This window comes from Pseudomonas sp. YL2, assembly GCF_023063025.1.
Classification (GTDB): domain Bacteria; phylum Pseudomonadota; class Gammaproteobacteria; order Pseudomonadales; family Pseudomonadaceae; genus Aquipseudomonas; species Aquipseudomonas putida_A.
The window spans coordinates 94,829-112,725 of the sequence record NZ_JAJSLU010000022.1; the positions used below are offsets into that span (position 1 = coordinate 94,829).

Here is a 17,897-nt window from a genome sequence, read left to right on the forward strand (position 1 = left end):
GGGCTCGCGGGAAAGGCGGGTGTGCCAACCCCCGGGGGGGCGGCGGGACAAACCGTTTCGGCAGGAAACCCCCCTCCCACATTGGGAACCAGTGGCCCACAAAAAAGCCGACGCCTTCGCGTCGGCTTTTGCATTTCAATCGCGATCACCCGCGTTTGTAGACGATTTCCTTGGTGCCGCCTTCACAGGTGCCCACAACTTTTCCGCCATTGGCTCCCTTGTCGACAACCTCCAGCGAATACCCTGCAACGCCCTTGGCATCCAGCTTCGCTGCAATCTCGCCTTTCAGCTCTTCACAAGGCTTGCCAGCAGCAAACGCGCCACCCGCAAGGCTCAACAAACCTACTGCCAATATGAACTTCTTCATCGGTCGCACTCCCTGGTCGGATTAAAAGAGGCGGGCATCAGGTCTCCCGATGCACTCACCTTGTAGCGCTTTGCCATTCCTATGGCACTCGGCCAGCGCGCAAGTTCAGAAGCGTAGCCCAAAGTCAGCTGCTGGCAATGCGAAAGCCCACTTTGAGTGTGACCTGGAAATGCGCAGCCTTGCCGTCCTTGATGTGGCCGCGGGTCTCGACCACTTCAAACCATTCCAGATGTTTGATGCTCTTGTTGGCTTCGGCCAACGCGTTGTTGATGGCGTCTTCGATGCTGCTGGTGGACGAGCCGACCAGCTCGACTTTCTTGTACGTGTGATGGTCACTCATGGCGATCTCCTTGGCGTTTGCAATTGACGTGTGGAATTGAGACTAGCAGTCAATCTGCTCTGTGGATTTCGGTGCCGCGGCGCAAGCGAAGTTCAGATTTTCTGCACTTTCTCAAACCGCTGAAGTCCCAACCAACACACGCCACTCATCACCAATGCAGGAGAGCCACCATGGCCAACACCTCTTTACGTAAAGCCTCGTTGCAAAGCATGGAAGCCGAGATCGAGAGTCTGCTCAAATCGTTGGAAAGCCTGAAGGACGACGCATCCGACGAGTCGCGCAAGACCCTCAAGGCGCTCAAAAGCAACGCCGAAAGCGCGCTGAAACATTCGCGCAGCCTGCTCAGCGATGCCTATGAAGAAGTTAAAGTGAAAACACGCGAGACCGGCATCGCCACCCGCGATTACGCTCAGGAACACCCTTGGACCACCGCCGGTGTGGCGGTCGGTGCAATCGGTCTGCTGGCTGCTTATTTGCTGTTCAAGCGCGGCGAGTGATCCGTCTGGCGCAGCTCATTCTTGAGCCATTGCGCCAGTTGCCGGGCGCGTCCGTCTGCGGCGCGCTTGGGTAGCCACAACGCCAGTTGCGCCGGGGTTTCGCAAAAGCCCCACGGCGCAACCAGGCGACCGGCCTTCAAGTCCTCGGCCACCAGCGGCTCTGGCGCGATTGCCACGCCGAGTCCGGCCACTGCGGCTTCCAGCAGATAATACAAATGCTCAAAACCTTGCCCCAACTTCAACGCCTTGGCGTCGAGGTGATTTTGCTGTGCCCAACTCGGCCAGGCTTGTGGGCGCGATGTGGTGTGCAGCAGCGGCTCGCTGAGCAAGGCTGACGCCGGCGCCGCTTGCAGGCGTTGGTAGCCGCTGAACAGCGGGCTCATCACCGGGCCGATGCGTTCTGCGGCCAGTTCGTAGACCTGCATGTCTGCCGGCCATGGCGGCTCGGCAAACAGCAGCAAGGCATCCAGTCCTGGGCGCCTGGGGTCGAGATCACCTTCACCCGCTGACAAGTGCAGACGCAAGTCCGGCAAATCGGCGTTGAGCCGCCCCAGGCGTGGGATGAACCAGCGCGCCAACAGACTGCCGGAGCAGCCGAGCACGAACGGCGCGTCAGCGGTGTTTTGCGTCAGCTCGGCACACACACTGCGCAAGCGATCGAAGGCCTCACCGCTGGCATCTCGCAGACGAACGCCGGCATCTGTGAGTTTCAAGCCGCGACCATCCTTGACGAACAGGCTCACGCCCAGATGCTCTTCGAGCACTTTGAGCTGACGGCTGACTGCACCATGAGTGACGTGCAGCTGTTCGGCCGCCTGGCTGACGCTGTTCAGCCGGGCGGTGGCTTCGAACGCGCGCAAGGCGTTCAGCGGGGGAAGGTCGTGGCTCATGGTATCTGTGAGTTTTCCTGACAGGTTGCGGCGATCTTATCGGTTTTCAGCCTGGAAGGTCAGGGGTAGAGTGGACTCCATTGTCTTCTTACCCGAATTCACCTGGAGCACATCATGACCCAGACTTCGAACACCTCCAACCTGCGCAGCGGCCCTGACGATAACGGCCTGTTCGGCGCGTTCGGCGGCCGCTACGTGGCGGAAACCCTGATGCCGTTGATCCTCGATCTGGCCCGCGAATATGAAGCGGCCAAGGAAGATCCGGCGTTCAAGGAAGAGCTGGCCTACTTCCAGCGTGACTATGTCGGTCGTCCGAGCCCGCTGTACTTCGCCGAGCGTCTGACCGAGTTCTGCGGCGGCGCGAAGATCTACCTCAAACGCGAAGAGCTGAACCACACCGGCGCGCACAAGATCAACAATTGCATCGGCCAGATCCTGCTGGCGCGGCGCATGGGCAAGAAACGCATCATCGCCGAGACCGGTGCCGGCATGCACGGCGTGGCGACCGCTACTGTGGCCGCGCGTTTCGGTCTGGACTGCGTGATCTACATGGGCACCACGGACATCGAACGCCAGCAGGCCAACGTGTTCCGCATGAAGCTGCTGGGCGCCGAAGTGATCCCGGTGGTGGCCGGTACCGGCACTCTGAAAGACGCGATGAACGAAGCGCTGCGTGACTGGGTAACCAATGTCGACAGCACCTTCTACCTGATCGGCACCGTGGCCGGCCCGCACCCGTATCCCGCCATGGTGCGCGACTTCCAGGCAGTGATCGGCAAGGAGACCCGCGAGCAGTTGCAAGCTCAGGAAGGTCGTCTGCCGGACAGTCTGGTGGCGTGCATCGGGGGCGGCTCCAACGCCATGGGCCTGTTCCACCCGTTCCTAGATGATCAAAGCGTCGAAATCATCGGCGTCGAAGCGGCCGGTTACGGCATCGAAACCGGCAAGCACGCGGCCAGCCTCAATGGCGGTGTACCGGGTGTGCTGCACGGCAACCGTACCTTCCTGTTGCAGGACGACGATGGCCAGATCATCGACGCCCACTCGATTTCCGCCGGTCTCGACTATCCGGGCATCGGTCCTGAGCACGCCTGGTTGCATGACATCGGCCGCGTCCAGTACACCTCGGTGACTGACGACGAAGCCCTCGCGGCGTTCCACCAGTGCTGCCGCCTCGAAGGCATCATCCCGGCACTGGAAAGCGCGCATGCGCTGGCTGAAGTCTTCAAACGTGCGCCGAAACTGCCGAAGGATCACCTGATGGTGGTCAACCTGTCGGGCCGTGGCGACAAAGACATGCAGACCGTCATGCACCATATGGAACAGTCCAAGCAGGAGAAACACTGATGAGCCGCCTGCAAACCCGTTTTGCCGACCTCAAGCAACAGAATCGCGCCGCGCTGGTGACCTTCGTCACCGCCGGTGATCCGGACTACGACACTTCGCTGGCGATCCTCAAAGGTTTGCCCGGCGCTGGCGCCGACGTGATCGAGTTGGGCATGCCGTTCACCGACCCGATGGCCGATGGTCCGGCGATTCAACTGGCGAACATCCGTGCCTTGGGCGCCAAGCAGAATCTGGCGAAAACCCTGCAAATGGTTCGCGAGTTCCGCGAAGGCAACAGCGACACGCCGCTGGTGCTGATGGGCTACTTCAACCCGATTCACATGTATGGCGTTGAACGTTTCATCGCTGACGCCAAAGACGCGGGCGTCGACGGCCTGATCGTGGTCGACATGCCGCCAGAGCACAACAATGAACTGTGCGACCCGGCACAGGCCGCGGGTCTGGACTTCATCCGCCTGACCACCCCGACCACTGATGATGCGCGTCTGCCGAAAGTGCTCAATGGCAGCTCGGGCTTCGTTTACTACGTGTCGGTGGCCGGTGTGACCGGTGCCGGTGCGGCGACTCTGGAACACGTCGAAGAGGCGGTCACCCGTTTGCGTCGCCACACTGACCTGCCGATCAGCATCGGTTTCGGTATCCGTACTCCGGAGCAGGCGGCGTCCATCGCTCGTTTGGCGGACGGGGTGGTGGTGGGTTCGGCACTGATCGATCACATCGCCAATGCGACCACGCCGGCCCAGGCTGTCGATGGCGTGCTGGGTCTGTGCAAGGCGCTGTCCGAAGGCGTGCGTCAGGCCCGCGTCAGCTGAAGGTAAAGTTCCTGATACAGAGGAATTAGCGCCTCACATCACGGCCTAATTGAGCAAGACCGAGGGATTCAGAACCACGTTCTGAATCCCTTTTTGCTGTTGGTGCAGTGAGGAAGACTTGATGAAAATGCCGAAACGTCTGATTGCCGGACTGGGCGTGCTGATGCTCAGCGCGACGCCGCTGCTGGCCAGCGCCGATCCACGCGATGATCATGACCACGGCGGCCCGCAGCAGGGCCACTACGATAACCGTGGTGACGATCACCGTGGCCCGCAGAACGACCACCGTGGCGGCCCGCCACGCGACTTCGGCCCGGTACGGCAGACCATTCGCGACAATCACGGCTACTTCGTGCGCGGCGCACCGCCACCTCCGGGCATCCATCTGGAACGCGGCCGGCCGTTACCGCACGGGTATTACGGCGAGCGGCTGGACGGTCGGGCGCTGAGTCGTCTGCCGGTTTATCCGGGTTATGAGTGGCGCCGCGCCGGGGGCGATATCGTGCTGATCGCAGTGGGTACCGGGATCGTTTACGAAATTCTGGACGGTGTTTTGTACTGATTTACAGGCAATAAAAAGATCGCAGCCTGCGGCAGCTCCTGCATTTATCTCTGTAGGAACTTCCGCAGGCTGCGATCTTTTGCTTTTAAGGCAACTCCAGCCCGCCGGATGCATTGTGCAGTTTGCGCAGGTGCTCGCCGATCTGCTTCACATTGGCTTCGCTGGCGGCAATTTCGGCCGCTCGCTTGGGTTCCAGCAACTTGCGCACCTCCTTGTCCAGATCGCCGCTCAGCGCCAGCAGTTGTTTCTGGCGTTGAGCGCTTTCGTCTTGCAGGCGCTTGAACTCGCTCGGTTGCGGCAGCCCGTAGCCGCGGCTGTCGAGCAGTTCCGCAGGGCGACTGAGGAAGCCGCTGTTGGCGAGAATTTCCTGCAGGGTCGCGTTGGCCTTGTCCATGCCACCGTTTTCCAGCTCCCGGGCGCCGAGGTAGCGCTGCTTGACCTCGTCCTGGGCCAGCAACAACTGGCGGCGATAACTCGCCTGTTCCAGCAGCAGCAATGCGGCGCTGGTACGCAGGTCTGCACGTTCGAACCACTGGCGACGTTCTTCGGCAGACAGTGAGAGCCAATCTTCGACGCTGGTCTGTTTGATCGGCAACTGCTTCTTCAACACATCGAACATTGCCTGATAGCGATCGCGGAACGAGTCGAAGCGATAGCCCAGACGCAACGCTTCCTTGGGATTGTCGAGCACGCTGGTGTCGGCCAGGCCACGGCCTTTGAGCACTTCCAGCAAACCGTTGGGCATGATGCTGTCCAGGCCAATCAGTTGCTTGTTATTGCTGCCGCTGCGCAACAGCTTGAGGCTTTCCACGGCGCAGTTGTTGGACAGGAAGAAGTAGTTGCCGTCGTAACTCCAGTGCATCTCGGCGGCGTGTTCGACCACCTCTTCAATCTCCGTGCGCGACAGATTCAGCGGCACTGAAGCGAGGCTGCGCAGTTCGGTCTTGGTGTATTCGTCGATCACCTGCGCCAGCGGCAGCACGAACAGTCGTGACGGGTACTTGCCGACCAGGCCGTCCCAACTCGACAGCTGCACGTCACCGACAAAGGCGCGGTAGGACAGCACCAGATGCTGGTCCAGATCGAGCCGGCAATCCGGGCCACGTGGTCGGCCCGGCGCACAGATCACCAGACGCAACATGCTGTGGCCCCAGCGGCTGACCCAGTTCTGGTTGGCTTCTGCCAGCAGATAATCGACGGCGTACACCCGCTCCGGGTCGACCTGGCCCAAGGGCTGTTTGGCGAAGTCGTTGCCGGCGTTGAGAAAGGCGAAGGTATTGCTGCAGGTGTCCTTGGCCGGTGGTGCCCAGCCGAAGCGCTCCTTGTAGTAGCGATAGAGCGCCGGACGGCGACAGGCGTAGCTCGGGTCGAGGAGGAAATACTCCATGTTGACCGCGACAAACTCTTTCGGGCTGGAGATCTCGTACAGGTCCGGGCTGCGGGCGACCTGACGGTTGTGTTGTTCACGCTCACCACGGCGCCCGACGTACTGCTGCCAACCGGCGAGATCAAGCAGACGTGGATCATCGCTGAGGGTAAAGCGTCGTTCAGTCTGGCCACGGCACTCATCGGGAATGCCGACCAGGCCGGCGCTGTTACTGCGGCGAGTGCAGCGCTGGATCAGCGTGCGTTCGGCGGCGGGCCACAGACGCGCGCGATCGTAAATGTGGGTGAGTTCGTGCAGCACCGTTGCCAGCAGTTCCTGACGCACCGTGCCGTGGGGGCGATTGGTTTTCTCGTTGGCCGCGCTGCCGTCGGTGAGGCCGGCGAGCAGTTTGCGGTTCAGGTCGAGCTCGGCAACCAGGGTCGCCTGGCCGTAGGCGTTACCGGGCATGTCGTCGGTCCAGCCGACATCGATGCGCCGGTCCAGTTGTTCGACGAAGCTGGGCGGCAACTTGTGCATGGCTTCATCGAGCAGCGCCTGGCTGGCCTGCTGCTGAGCGGGGCTCAGGCCGTCGGTCTTGAGCCGCAATTGCAGGCTGGCGTGGGCGCTGTTGCCAAGCAGCAACAACGCCCCGGCCAGTAGCCAGGCGCCGAGTGACTTCACAGGGCGAGGATGGCTTCGGCGAGCACCTGATCACTGGCGTCGCGGGCTTCCGGCACGCGCGTGCGCAAGGTGTTGAGGGCGGCTTCCAGGTGCGCACCGCGGATATCGCCATTGGTGGCAACGAAGCTGGCCGCATCGTCGTGGGCTTCGCGGATGATTTTCGAATCGCGAATCGACGTCGTGGTATCGGAGGTGAAATCGATGGTGCGCTGGGAGGCACGAACGATGATGTTACTGGTGGCTACCAGGGTGTGTGCCTGGGCCACATCGGCCAACAAAAACAGGCCAAGGGCGGCAGCAATCAGCGGGCTACGCATGGAACGACTCCGGAGGGCAATGTTAACGAGGGATCATGATAACTATTGGACGAGAATTGCCTGTGCCAGTTCAAGGTCGCTGACATGAAGTTTTGGTCGGGATTTGCGCAAGTAATGCAGGGCGGATTCGAGCTGCGCGCCGCGCAATTGACCGTCACTGGCAACAAACGCCGCCGCGTCATCGTGAGCGGCGATGATCAGTTTACGGTCGAATGGTGCGGAAGACACCATTCCGGTCGCCCAAACGCTGACCACGGTGTTTTGTGTGGAGACATCAAAGGCATCGACCGAGGTCGCCCAGAAGGCGCTGATCAACACAGAAGGGAAAAGCAGTTTGAATAAACGCATGAGACTCGGTAACGGTTAACGAGCCTCAAGGCTAGCGCAAATGCCCGGGCCAGAGCCAGCGGCGAAACATCGGGACACGACTGGCGTGCCCCGTGCGGCATCGTCGGATCAGATCGCGAGGATGGCTTGCGCCAGTTGGAAGTCGGTCGCGTTCAGTTGCGGTGCCTGATGGCGGATCAGGTCGAGGGCGCTTTCCAGCTTCACGCCACGGATCTGGCCTTCACTGGCGACGAAGCTGGCAGCGTCGTCACGGGCGGCGATCACGACTTTGTTGTCACGCAGCGAAGAACTGACATCGGAGGTGGCGTCCGAGGAGGATTTCAGCGCGCCAACCACGGCGTCGGTGGTCACAATGAAGCTGGAGGCACTGGCGTTGGCAGCCACGGCCAGCAAGGCGGCAGCGCTGAGCAGGCGAAGACGGGACATGGTGGATCTCCTGATAGTAAACCGTATTGAGAGGTGGCTTGTGTCTGATGAGTCAGACGCGGGTTACAGAAGATTCGCCACGTTCTGGCGTGGATATTAGGCCTGCGCGCGAGGTTCGGACAGTGGGCAGAATGCTAGCGCCAGAAGGGTTTCTCCAGTTCTCTGAGCCGATCGGCATGGCTGAGGCCCAGATCCGCTAGGTCGCGCTGGGCTAGTTGAGCCAACAGGCGCCGCGTTCTGGCGCGTTCCAGTCCTTGCCACAGGGGTCGAAACAAGCGCCGCAGCAGGTGCGAGTGAGCGCGGGGTAGAGTCGAAGCTGTCGAAACATCCTGTAAGCCTTTCATGGCGTTTTCCTTAAACCGAGGAGGGTTAAGGACATGCTGCGCCTGATGCAGTTTGGCGAGCAGATACACTCATGAAAAATTGTACTGGTTCAGATTTTGTTTATTGAGAACTGTACCTGTACTTTGATTATTCTGCTGTACGGACATTTTAAAACCCTGAAACGACAAGACCCGTCGCGGTTTCCCGCGACGGGTCTTGTGTGTTCAATTCGGGTTGCTGGCGGTGGGTCTGACGACCAGAGCCAGCGACGCTACTTAGCGCCAGAACGGCTTGCTCAGCTCTTCGTAGCGTTGTGCTTCGCTGATACCGGCGTCAGCCAGCAGACGCGAATCCAGACGAGCCAGTTGGTGGCGGCTGGAGATGCGGCGCTGCCACAACATCAGGTTGGCGATAACGCGCAGAGGCAGGGAAGCCTGGTTTTTTGCAGCTTTGTCTTCGAAGAACAGTTCGGAACTGAGTGTACGTTCCATGGTTGACATCCTTCCGCTTGTGGCGGGATCAGGTAGTGGTTTAACTGGTGCCCATGATCCTCTCGTTTGCCTAGTCTCTCTAGATACAGTTCAGCTGTATTGTGAGTGACCAGTTAACTGTTTATAGGGGGTGTACGGGTCGAAATTGAGCAAACTGTACCTGTCAGCACTAATGTGGTGCGTTTTTGCTCAATTCGAGGAAGGAGGTAGGCAAAATCTGTAGGAAATAACCGGTACAGCAGTACAGTTTTTGCCAGATGTGGCGGGTTAAAGAATCCGCTGACACAAACTGTATCTGCATCAGCGGTTGACTGTACGAATTACACCGCGAGCATACGGCCGGTTTCTTCAAGGTTCATGTGCCAGCTCAAGGCGTCACGCAGAATGTGCGGGGTATGACCGCCGATGGCGCAGGCGGCGGTGAAGTAGTCATTTAGCGCCTGGCGGTAATCGGGATGCACACAGTTGTCGATGATCACCCGCGCGCGTTCGCGTGGGGCCAGGCCGCGCAGGTCAGCCAGACCGATTTCGGTCACCAGGATGTCTACGTCATGCTCGGTGTGGTCAACGTGGCTGACCATCGGCACCACGCTGGAAATGGCGCCGCCCTTGGCGATCGATTTGGTCACGAACACCGCGAGGTGCGCGTTGCGCGCGAAGTCGCCCGAGCCACCAATGCCGTTCATCATCCGCGTGCCGCAGACATGGGTGGAGTTGACGTTGCCGTAGATGTCGAACTCCAGCGCAGTGTTGATGCCGATGATACCCAGACGACGCACTACTTCCGGGTGGTTGGAGATTTCCTGCGGGCGCAGCACCAGTTTGTCCTTGTACTTCTCCAGGTTGCCGAACACGTCGCTGTTGCGTCGCTCCGACAAAGTGATCGAGCTGCCCGAAGCAAAGCTCAGCTTGCCGGCATCGATCAGATCGAAGGTTGAGTCCTGCAGCACTTCGGAGTACATGGTCAGGTCTTCGAACGGCGAATCGATCAGACCGCACATCACCGCGTTGGCGATGTTGCCGATCCCGGCCTGCAACGGGCCGAGCTTGTTGGTCATGCGCCCGGCATTGACTTCCTGCTTGAAGAAGGTGATCAGGTGCTCGGCGATGGCATTGGTGTCGACATCCGGGGTCGACACCGTGGACGGCGAATCCGCCCGCTGGGTGATGACGATGGCGACAATCTTCTCCGGCGGGATCGGGATCGCGGTGCTGCCGATGCGATCGTCGACTTTCACCAGCGGGATCGGCGTGCGCGTCGGGCGATAGGTGGGGATATAGATGTCATGCAGGCCTTCGAGGTTGGCGTTGTGCGCCAGGTTGATCTCGACAATCACCTGTTTGGCGAAAATCGCGAAGCTCGCCGAGTTGCCCACCGAGGTGGTCGGCACGATGTGGCCTTGCTCGGTGATGGCCACGGCTTCGATCACTGCGATGTCCGGCAGCTTCAGTTGCTGGTTGCGTAGTTGCTCGACGGTTTCCGACAGGTGCTGGTCGATGAACATCACTTCGCCGGCGTTGATCGCCTTGCGCAAGGTGCTGTCGACCTGGAACGGCATGCGCCGCGACAGCACGCCGGCTTCGGTCAGTTGCTTGTCGAGGTCGTTGCCCAGGCTCGCGCCGGTCATCAGGCTGATCTTCAGCGGCGTGACCTTGGCTCGCTCGGCCAGTGCGTGAGGGACAGCTTTGGCTTCGCCCGCGCGGGTGAAGCCGCTCATGCCGACGGTCATGCCGTCTTCAATCAGCGCGGCGGCGTCGGCGGCGCTCATCACTTTATCCAACAACGAAGGCAGGCGAATACGGTCACGGTACATGGATTATTTTCTCGGGAAGCGAGTAGCAGGATGCGCAGTCTAGTGAATTTCGCGGGCGCCTGTCCCGCTACCAAGGTCGCAAACGAGGCGTCTATTTAGCGGGTTTGAAGTAAAACACCGTTACTGGATCTGCAACAACGCGGCAAATTGTCCGACGGTTTGCGCAAACAAAAACGCCCCGACAAGTCGGGGCGTCCGGTGCAACTGCGGAGGATTACTCGACCGCTTTGACCATGTCTTCGATGACTTTTTTCGCGTCGCCGAACACCATCATGGTCTTGTCCAGGTAGAACAGTTCGTTGTCCAGACCGGCATAACCGCTGGCCATCGAGCGCTTGTTGACGATGATGGTCTTGGCCTTGAACGCTTCGAGAATCGGCATGCCGGCAATCGGCGATTTCGGGTCGTTCTTGGCGGCCGGGTTGACCACGTCGTTGGCGCCGAGTACCAGCACCACGTCGGCCTGGCCGAACTCGGAGTTGATGTCTTCCATCTCGAACACCTGGTCGTAAGGCACTTCGGCCTCGGCGAGCAGGACGTTCATGTGCCCCGGCATGCGACCGGCCACCGGGTGGATCGCGTACTTCACGGTCACGCCGCGATGGGTCAGTTTCTCGGTCAGCTCTTTCAATGCATGCTGCGCACGGGCCACCGCCAGGCCGTAACCCGGGACGATGATCACGGTGTCGGCGTTGGTCAGCAGGAAGGTCGCGTCGTCGGCCGAACCGGATTTCACCGGACGGGCTTCTTTCGCTCCGGCAGGTCCTGCGTCGGCCGTGTTGCCGAAACCACCGAGCAGGACATTAAAGAAGGAACGGTTCATCGCCTTGCACATGATGTACGAGAGGATCGCACCGCTCGAACCCACCAGCGAGCCGGCAATGATCAGCATCGAGTTGTTCAGCGAGAAGCCGATACCCGCCGCCGCCCAGCCCGAGTAACTGTTGAGCATCGACACCACTACCGGCATGTCGGCGCCACCGATCGGGATGATGATCAGCACGCCCATCACGAATGCCAGCGCCAGCATCAGCGCGAACGCTGCGAGGTTGCCGGTGAGCATGAAGGTCACGCCCAGCACCAGTGTCGCCAGACCCAGAACCGCGTTGAGCTTGTGCTGACCGGCAAACTGTACCGGCGCGCCCTGGAACAGGCGGAACTTGTACTTGCCCGACAGCTTGCCGAACGCGATCACCGAACCGGAGAAGGTGATTGCACCAATCGCCGCGCCGAGGAACAGCTCCAGACGGTTACCTGCTGGAATGGCGTCGCCCAGCTGTTTAACGATACCCAGCGATTGCGGCTCGACCACCGCAGCAATGGCGATGAACACTGCGGCCAGACCGATCATGCTGTGCATGAATGCGACCAGTTCCGGCATCTTGGTCATTTCGACGCGTTTGGCCATGATCGAACCGGCGGTGCCGCCGATCAGCAGGCCGACGATGACGTAACCGATGCCAGCGGTCGCCAGCTCTGCGCCCAACTTATAGATGAGGCCGATGGTGGTGAGAATGGCTAGCGCCATGCCGAGCATGCCGAACAGGTTGCCGCGCCGCGAGGTGGTCGGGTGCGACAGGCCTTTGAGGGCTTGGATGAAGCAGATCGACGCGATCAGGTAGAGCGTCGTGACGAGATTCATGCTCATTACTTCGGCGCCTCTTCTTTTGCTTTCGGGGCTTTCTTCTTGAACATCTCAAGCATGCGGCGGGTGACCAGGAAGCCACCAAACACGTTGACCGCAGCCAGTGCCACGGCGAGGGTGCCCATGGTTTTGCCCAGCGGCGTGACGGTCAGCGCAGCGGCAAGCATGGCGCCGACGATCACGATCGCCGAAATGGCGTTGGTCACCGCCATCAACGGCGTGTGCAGCGCAGGTGTAACGTTCCAGACCACGTGGTAACCGACATAAATCGCCAGCACGAAGATGATCAGGTTGTAGATACCGGGGGAGATAAGCTCTTCCATCGTCTGAATCCCTGCTTAGGCGTTTTTGCGGATGACTTGGCCGTCGCGGCACATCAGGCACGCGGCGACGATGTCGTCTTCGAGGTTGACGTCGAACTGGCCTTCTTTGGTGAACACCAGCTTGAGGAAGTCCAGCAGGTTGCGGGCGTATAGCGCCGAGGCGTCTGCAGCGACTTCACCGGCCAGGTTGGTCGGGCCGACGATGGTCACGCCGTTCTCGACCACTACCTGATCGGCGACGGTCAGCGGGCAGTTGCCGCCCTGAGCTGCCGCGAGGTCGATGACCACCGAGCCCGGCTTCATCTGCGCCACGGTGTCCGCGCTCAACAGTGTCGGCGCCTTGCGGCCCGGGATCAGTGCGGTGGTGATGACGATGTCGGCCTGCTTGGCGCGTTCGTGCACGGCCTGGGCCTGACGCTGCATCCAGCTCGCCGGCATCGGGCGCGCGTAACCGCCGACACCCACCGCGCATTCACGCTCTTCGTCAGTCTCGTAAGGCACATCGACGAACTTCGCGCCGAGGGATTCGATCTGTTCCTTCACCGCCGGACGCACGTCAGACGCTTCGATCACCGCACCCAGACGTTTCGCCGTGGCAATCGCCTGCAACCCGGCCACGCCGGCACCAAGAATCAGCACGCGCGCCGCTTTCACGGTGCCCGCAGCTGTCATCAGCATTGGCATGAAGCGCGGATAGTAGTGCGCAGCCAGCAACACCGCCTTGTAGCCGGCGATGTTCGCCTGCGACGACAGCACATCGAGACTCTGCGCCCGAGAGGTACGCGGCGCCGCTTCCAGAGCGAACGCGGTAATCCCGCACTCGGCCATTTTGGCGATGGTGTCGTTATTGAAGGGGTTGAGCATGCCCACCAGCACCGTGCCGCGCTTGATCAGCGCCAGTTCGGCGTCGCTGGGGGCGACCACTTTTAGAATCAGCTCGGCGCCGAACGCATCGTTGGCACTGCCAATGGTTGCGCCCGCCGCTTCATAGGCACTGTCGACAACGCTGGCTTTGACGCCGGCGCCGGTTTGCACAGTGACCTTATGACCTTGGCTGATCAGCTTTTTAATGGTTTCCGGGGTTGCAGCAACCCGTGTTTCACCGGTCTGGGTTTCGAGAGGAACACCAATGTGCACGTCAAATCTCCTGCGTGATCTTATTGAGTAAACCCAGGCACTGCGGATGGTGCGACTGGGGCGGCCGATCAGCACGATCCCGCCAAATCAGGGCGGGGCGCGGCATTTTGCAGGCGAACTTTATGCCCTTCAAGGGATTATGACGGGTGACGGAAAATTAACTACAAGTCATCCCGTGACCGAATGTCGCAGATGGCCAGTTGAATCCCTTGCAGACCGTGCCTTGCAAGGATTCTGGCTGAATTTGAAAAAATTTCTCATCGGTGGCGTGAATAGGCCGTAATGAGTCGTGGATGAAGGCTCAAAGCCACGTCGGCAGGCGCTTGTGGGACGTCTGTACGACTTTCGGATACAGTCTGTGATTTTGCGACAAATACTTATATCTGTAGGGCTTTGATTTTCCTGACTACCGGGTTAGTAATCGCTGTAAGCCTTTATCCTTCTAGGCTGTAGCTGTTTGCCTGATTGACCAGCCAATCGCGAAAAGCCTTGAGTGATGCCGATTCGACCTTTCGCTCCGGAATCATCAGGTAATACGCCTTGATGCTGGAAAGCGCATTCGGGTTGGCGACCACCAGGCGTTTCTCGGCCAGTTCGCGCTGAATCAGAAACGGTGGAATCAGCGCGATGCCCATGTCGTGCATGGCCGCTTGGGCCAGCATGGAGAATAGCTCGTAGCGCGGGCCTGTCATATCGCGTGGGATGTTCAGGTTCAGGGAGTTGAACCACTGCCGCCAGGCGTAAGGACGGGTGGTTTGCTGCAACAGAGGCAGCTCGGCAATCTCGTTGGGTGTCAGATGTTTCTTGCTGCCGAGGAGAGCGGGGCTGCATACCGGCATCGGATTTTCGCCCATCAGCCTGTGGGATTCGGTACCCGACCAATCGGCATCGCCAAAGTAGATCGCCGCGTCGAAATCAGTGTCGGCAAACAGGAATGGGCGGGTGCGGTTGGTGAGGTTGACCGTTACTTCCGGGTGTTTGAGTTGGAAGTCCTTGAGCCGTGGCAGCAGCCATTGCGTGCCGAAGGTGGGCACCACCGCCAGTTCGATCACGTTGGCGCCCTGCTGGCCCATGACCGAGAGCGTGTCGCGCTCGACGGCGTCCAGTTGCGTGGCCACCCGACGGCTGTAGGAAAGTCCCGCTTCCGTCAGCTTCACTCCACGTCGCGAGCGCCGGAAAAGCTCCACACTGAGGAACTCCTCAAGGCTGGCGATCTGTCGGCAAATGGCGCCTTGGGTGAGGGAAAGTTCTTCGGCAGCCTTGGTAAAGCTTTCGTGGCGAGCGGCGGCTTCGAAGCTGATCAGGGCGGTGGTGCTGGGGATCTTTCTGCGCATGTACGTCAACCTCACTAATGCGCCGCATAAAAGGCATTCAGCGACGTTTCGGAGTGAGAAATTAGCACAACAGGATGCGAAATCCTCGTTTGCCGCGCTGGCGAACCGGGCCTAGGATCAATGCCACGTTAATTCACCGATTTGCGAGGACACACTCATGGGCGGTAAAGCTAGCTTCAATTGGATCGATCCCCTGCTGCTGGATCAACAGCTCACCGAAGAAGAGCGCATGATCCGTGACACCGCCGCCCAATTCGCTCAGCAGAGCCTGGCGCCCCGCGTGCTTGAAGCTTTCCGCCATGAGAAAACCGACCCGGCGATCTTTCGCGAAATGGGCGAAGTCGGCCTGCTCGGCGCGACCATCCCTGAGCAGTACGGCGGCAGTGGCCTGAACTACGTCAGCTACGGCCTGATTGCTCGCGAAGTGGAACGTGTCGACTCCGGCTACCGCTCGATGATGAGTGTGCAATCGTCGCTGGTAATGGTGCCGATCAACGAATTCGGCACCGAAGCACAGAAACAGAAATACCTGCCGAAACTGGCGTCTGGCGAATGGATCGGCTGCTTCGGTCTGACCGAGCCAAACCACGGTTCCGACCCGGGCGCGATGATCACCCGTGCGCGCAAAGTCGACGGCGGCTACAGCCTGACCGGCGCCAAGATGTGGATCACCAACAGCCCCATCGCCGATGTGTTCGTGGTCTGGGCCAAGGACGATGCCGGCGACATCCGTGGCTTCGTACTGGAAAAAGGCTGGAAGGGCCTGAGCGCACCGGCGATTCACGGCAAGGTCGGTCTGCGCGCCTCGATCACCGGCGAAATCGTCATGGACAACGTGTTTGTGCCGGAAGAAAACATCTTCCCGGACGTGCGCGGCCTGAAGGGCCCGTTCACCTGCCTTAACTCCGCACGCTACGGCATCTCTTGGGGAGCCTTGGGAGCTGCCGAGTTCTGCTGGCACACCGCTCGCCAGTACACCCTCGATCGTCAGCAGTTCGGGCGTCCATTGGCCGCTACCCAACTGATCCAGAAGAAGCTGGCCGACATGCAGACCGAGATCACTCTGGCCCTGCAAGGCTGTCTGCGTCTGGGGCGCATGAAGGATGAGGGCACTGCCGCGGTCGAAATCACTTCGATCATGAAGCGCAACTCCTGTGGCAAGTCGCTGGATATCGCTCGCATGGCCCGTGACATGCTGGGTGGCAACGGTATCTCTGACGAGTTCGGTGTGGCCCGTCATCTGGTCAACCTGGAAGTGGTGAATACCTATGAAGGTACCCACGACGTTCACGCGCTTATCCTCGGTCGCGCGCAAACCGGTCTGCAGGCGTTCTATTAATAGGAGAACGACCATGGGCGCGCTGTCGCATCTGCGGGTACTGGATTTATCGCGCGTGCTGGCCGGGCCGTGGGCCGGACAGATTCTCGCCGACCTTGGCGCCGAGGTGATCAAGGTCGAGCGTCCGGGCAATGGCGATGATACGCGCGCCTGGGGGCCGCCGTTCCTTAAGGATGCTTATGGGGAAAACACCAGCGAGGCGGCCTATTACCTGTCGGCCAACCGCAACAAGCAATCGGTGACGATCGACTTCACTCGGCCTGAAGGGCAGAACCTGGTACGGGAGCTGGCGGCGAAGTCGGACATTCTGATCGAGAACTTCAAGGTCGGTGGGCTGGCTGCCTATGGGCTGGACTACGAGTCGCTGAAGTCGATCAATCCGGACCTGATCTATTGTTCGATCACCGGGTTCGGTCAAACCGGGCCGTATGCCAAGCGTGCCGGTTATGACTTCATGATCCAGGGGCTGGGCGGGCTGATGAGCCTGACCGGTCGTCCTGAAGGTGATGAAGGCGCCGGGCCGGTGAAGGTGGGAGTGGCGCTGACGGACATTCTTACGGGGCTATATTCGACCGTGGCGATTCTGGCGGCGCTGGCTCATCGTGATCACGACGGTGGCGGGCAGCACATCGATATGGCTTTGCTGGATGTACAGGTCGCATGCCTGGCGAACCAGGCAATGAACTACCTGACTACCGGCAATGCGCCGAAACGTCTGGGTAATGCACACCCGAACATCGTGCCTTATCAGGACTTCCCGACGGCCGACGGTGATTTCATTCTTACCGTTGGCAATGACGGCCAGTTCCGCAAGTTTGCCGAGGTAGCGGGCCAGCCGCAGTGGGCGGACGATCCGCGTTTCGCCACTAACAAGCTGCGGGTGGCTAACCGCGCGGTGTTGATTCCTCTGATCCGCCAGGCGACGGTATTCAAGACCACCGCCGAATGGGTGGCGCAGTTGGAGCAGGCGGGCGTGCCGTGTGGGCCGATCAATGATCTGTCCCAGGTGTTTGAGGATCCGCAGGTGAAGGCGCGGGGGTTGGCGATAGAGCTGCCGCATGCACTGGCGGGGATGGTCCCGCAGGTGGCGAGTCCGATCCGGCTGTCGCAGACGCCGGTCGAGTATCTTCGCGCGCCTCCTTTATTAGGCGAGCATACGTTGGAGGTTTTGCAGCGGGTGCTGGGTCTGGGCGCTGGCGCGGTAGAGGCACTCAGGGCTGATGGAGTGCTTTGAGTATCGCTTCTATATAGAAGAAGGCTGTTTTCTGCCTATATAGATGGATTTGTGCGTTTTTTAACCGATCTGTAAGTTGTTGAAAGAAAACTGAAATTAACGGTTGACGGCAGATTCAAGAGGTCTATAATTCGCCCCACTTCCGGCGCAGTCGAAGCAGAAAACTCCTTGAGATTCAACGAGTTACGCAGTTTTCGGCAGCGGCTTGCTTCAGTTCATCGAAGCCTGGAAGGAGTTGAAAGAGCGGTGATGTTTGGCTCTTTTGACGGTTCGATCTTCTCGGTCGAAAGCGGAGAAAAAGAG

20 protein-coding genes are annotated in these 17,897 nt (G+C 60.0%); 6 read left to right on the forward strand and 14 right to left on the reverse strand.

Annotated elements, in window-relative coordinates; translation table 11 throughout:
- Positions 1-145: 145 nt before the first annotated feature.
- Entirely contained in the window at positions 146-367 is a 222-nt protein-coding gene (locus LVD08_RS24960) for a DUF1161 domain-containing protein (protein ID WP_027610202.1), read from the reverse strand.
- A gap of 124 nt (positions 368-491) precedes the next feature.
- Entirely contained in the window at positions 492-707 is a 216-nt protein-coding gene (locus tag LVD08_RS24965; protein WP_027610201.1) for a dodecin, read from the reverse strand.
- 170 nt (positions 708-877) lie between these two features.
- On the opposite strand from LVD08_RS24965, the gene LVD08_RS24970 reads away from it, so the two are divergent.
- Positions 878-1,204, forward strand: a complete 327-nt coding sequence (locus LVD08_RS24970; RefSeq protein WP_003220391.1) for a DUF883 family protein — start codon at positions 878-880, stop codon at positions 1,202-1,204.
- Here LVD08_RS24970 and LVD08_RS24975 read toward each other — a convergent pair.
- Positions 1,177-2,094, reverse strand: a complete 918-nt coding sequence (locus LVD08_RS24975; RefSeq protein ID WP_096797305.1) for a LysR family transcriptional regulator — start codon at positions 2,092-2,094, stop codon at positions 1,177-1,179. The genes LVD08_RS24970 and LVD08_RS24975 overlap by 28 nt on opposite strands.
- A 114-nt stretch (positions 2,095-2,208) precedes the next feature.
- On the opposite strand from LVD08_RS24975, the gene trpB reads away from it, so the two are divergent.
- From trpB to LVD08_RS24990, 3 genes are all read left to right on the forward strand, one after another.
- A complete protein-coding gene (gene trpB, locus LVD08_RS24980; protein WP_041074734.1) occupies positions 2,209-3,441 on the forward strand; it encodes a tryptophan synthase subunit beta in 1,233 nt (410 codons plus the stop codon).
- Positions 3,441-4,253, forward strand: coding sequence for a tryptophan synthase subunit alpha (gene trpA, locus LVD08_RS24985; protein ID WP_135294677.1), 813 nt, complete (start codon positions 3,441-3,443; stop codon positions 4,251-4,253). Before trpB ends, trpA begins: the two co-directional genes overlap by 1 nt.
- 121 nt (positions 4,254-4,374) lie before the next feature.
- Positions 4,375-4,815, forward strand: a complete 441-nt coding sequence (locus LVD08_RS24990; protein ID WP_047597088.1) for an anti-virulence regulator CigR family protein — start codon at positions 4,375-4,377, stop codon at positions 4,813-4,815.
- A gap of 85 nt (positions 4,816-4,900) precedes the next feature.
- On the opposite strand, the gene LVD08_RS24995 is transcribed toward LVD08_RS24990, so the two are convergent.
- From LVD08_RS24995 to LVD08_RS25045, 11 genes are all read right to left on the reverse strand, one after another.
- Positions 4,901-6,862: a DUF7844 domain-containing protein gene (locus LVD08_RS24995; protein ID WP_247269498.1), complete on the reverse strand. Its 1,962-nt coding sequence runs from the start codon at positions 6,860-6,862 to the stop codon at positions 4,901-4,903.
- Positions 6,859-7,179 (reverse strand): DUF2388 domain-containing protein, encoded by a 321-nt coding sequence (locus LVD08_RS25000; protein ID WP_007911662.1) that lies wholly within the window; start codon positions 7,177-7,179, stop codon positions 6,859-6,861. The genes LVD08_RS24995 and LVD08_RS25000 overlap by 4 nt, the downstream gene beginning before the upstream one ends.
- Before the next feature lie 42 nt (positions 7,180-7,221).
- Entirely contained in the window at positions 7,222-7,527 is a 306-nt protein-coding gene (locus tag LVD08_RS25005; RefSeq protein WP_247269499.1) for a DUF2388 domain-containing protein, read from the reverse strand.
- 108 nt (positions 7,528-7,635) lie between these two features.
- Positions 7,636-7,953, reverse strand: coding sequence for a DUF2388 domain-containing protein (locus tag LVD08_RS25010; RefSeq protein WP_007962831.1), 318 nt, complete (start codon positions 7,951-7,953; stop codon positions 7,636-7,638).
- Positions 7,954-8,087: 134 nt separating this feature from the next.
- A complete protein-coding gene (locus LVD08_RS25015; RefSeq protein ID WP_103368012.1) occupies positions 8,088-8,297 on the reverse strand; it encodes a DUF1127 domain-containing protein in 210 nt (69 codons plus the stop codon).
- A 255-nt stretch (positions 8,298-8,552) separates the two neighbouring features.
- On the reverse strand, positions 8,553-8,768 hold the full coding sequence (locus LVD08_RS25020; RefSeq protein WP_007962833.1) for a DUF1127 domain-containing protein: 216 nt from the start codon (positions 8,766-8,768) through the stop codon (positions 8,553-8,555).
- A 320-nt stretch (positions 8,769-9,088) separates the two neighbouring features.
- Complete coding sequence (locus tag LVD08_RS25025) at positions 9,089-10,582, reverse strand: acetyl-CoA hydrolase/transferase family protein (protein WP_247269500.1); 1,494 nt, start codon at positions 10,580-10,582, stop codon at positions 9,089-9,091.
- Between the two features lie 214 nt (positions 10,583-10,796).
- Positions 10,797-12,230 (reverse strand): NAD(P)(+) transhydrogenase (Re/Si-specific) subunit beta, encoded by a 1,434-nt coding sequence (locus LVD08_RS25030; protein WP_247269501.1) that lies wholly within the window; start codon positions 12,228-12,230, stop codon positions 10,797-10,799.
- On the reverse strand, positions 12,230-12,550 hold the full coding sequence (locus LVD08_RS25035; RefSeq protein ID WP_003220416.1) for an NAD(P) transhydrogenase subunit alpha: 321 nt from the start codon (positions 12,548-12,550) through the stop codon (positions 12,230-12,232). Before LVD08_RS25035 ends, LVD08_RS25030 begins: the two co-directional genes overlap by 1 nt.
- 15 nt (positions 12,551-12,565) lie before the next feature.
- Positions 12,566-13,687, reverse strand: coding sequence for a Re/Si-specific NAD(P)(+) transhydrogenase subunit alpha (locus tag LVD08_RS25040; protein ID WP_007962844.1), 1,122 nt, complete (start codon positions 13,685-13,687; stop codon positions 12,566-12,568).
- Positions 13,688-14,121: 434 nt separating this feature from the next.
- Positions 14,122-15,021 carry a LysR family transcriptional regulator gene (locus tag LVD08_RS25045; RefSeq protein ID WP_247269502.1) on the reverse strand — a complete coding sequence of 300 codons (900 nt, stop codon included), beginning with the start codon at positions 15,019-15,021 and terminating at the stop codon, positions 14,122-14,124.
- 157 nt (positions 15,022-15,178) lie between these two features.
- On the opposite strand from LVD08_RS25045, the gene LVD08_RS25050 reads away from it, so the two are divergent.
- Complete coding sequence (locus LVD08_RS25050) at positions 15,179-16,360, forward strand: acyl-CoA dehydrogenase (RefSeq protein ID WP_003220420.1); 1,182 nt, start codon at positions 15,179-15,181, stop codon at positions 16,358-16,360.
- A 13-nt stretch (positions 16,361-16,373) separates the two neighbouring features.
- Positions 16,374-17,594 carry a CaiB/BaiF CoA transferase family protein gene (locus LVD08_RS25055; protein ID WP_247269503.1) on the forward strand — a complete coding sequence of 407 codons (1,221 nt, stop codon included), beginning with the start codon at positions 16,374-16,376 and terminating at the stop codon, positions 17,592-17,594.
- The last annotated feature ends 303 nt before the right edge of the window (positions 17,595-17,897 follow it).

Coding starts and splice junctions, on each gene's coding strand:
- LVD08_RS24960 (WP_027610202.1), bottom strand. CDS start 367: ATGAAGAAGTTCATATTGGCAGTAGGTTTGTTGAGCCTTGCGGGTGGC.
- LVD08_RS24965 (WP_027610201.1), bottom strand. CDS start 707: ATGAGTGACCATCACACGTACAAGAAAGTCGAGCTGGTCGGCTCGTCC.
- LVD08_RS24970 (WP_003220391.1), top strand. CDS start 878: ATGGCCAACACCTCTTTACGTAAAGCCTCGTTGCAAAGCATGGAAGCC.
- LVD08_RS24975 (WP_096797305.1), bottom strand. CDS start 2,094: ATGAGCCACGACCTTCCCCCGCTGAACGCCTTGCGCGCGTTCGAAGCC.
- trpB (WP_041074734.1), top strand. CDS start 2,209: ATGACCCAGACTTCGAACACCTCCAACCTGCGCAGCGGCCCTGACGAT.
- trpA (WP_135294677.1), top strand. CDS start 3,441: ATGAGCCGCCTGCAAACCCGTTTTGCCGACCTCAAGCAACAGAATCGC.
- LVD08_RS24990 (WP_047597088.1), top strand. CDS start 4,375: ATGAAAATGCCGAAACGTCTGATTGCCGGACTGGGCGTGCTGATGCTC.
- LVD08_RS25000 (WP_007911662.1), bottom strand. CDS start 7,179: ATGCGTAGCCCGCTGATTGCTGCCGCCCTTGGCCTGTTTTTGTTGGCC.
- LVD08_RS25005 (WP_247269499.1), bottom strand. CDS start 7,527: ATGCGTTTATTCAAACTGCTTTTCCCTTCTGTGTTGATCAGCGCCTTC.
- LVD08_RS25010 (WP_007962831.1), bottom strand. CDS start 7,953: ATGTCCCGTCTTCGCCTGCTCAGCGCTGCCGCCTTGCTGGCCGTGGCT.
- LVD08_RS25015 (WP_103368012.1), bottom strand. CDS start 8,297: ATGAAAGGCTTACAGGATGTTTCGACAGCTTCGACTCTACCCCGCGCT.
- LVD08_RS25020 (WP_007962833.1), bottom strand. CDS start 8,768: ATGGAACGTACACTCAGTTCCGAACTGTTCTTCGAAGACAAAGCTGCA.
- LVD08_RS25025 (WP_247269500.1), bottom strand. CDS start 10,582: ATGTACCGTGACCGTATTCGCCTGCCTTCGTTGTTGGATAAAGTGATG.
- LVD08_RS25030 (WP_247269501.1), bottom strand. CDS start 12,230: ATGAGCATGAATCTCGTCACGACGCTCTACCTGATCGCGTCGATCTGC.
- LVD08_RS25035 (WP_003220416.1), bottom strand. CDS start 12,550: ATGGAAGAGCTTATCTCCCCCGGTATCTACAACCTGATCATCTTCGTG.
- LVD08_RS25045 (WP_247269502.1), bottom strand. CDS start 15,021: ATGCGCAGAAAGATCCCCAGCACCACCGCCCTGATCAGCTTCGAAGCC.
- LVD08_RS25050 (WP_003220420.1), top strand. CDS start 15,179: ATGGGCGGTAAAGCTAGCTTCAATTGGATCGATCCCCTGCTGCTGGAT.
- LVD08_RS25055 (WP_247269503.1), top strand. CDS start 16,374: ATGGGCGCGCTGTCGCATCTGCGGGTACTGGATTTATCGCGCGTGCTG.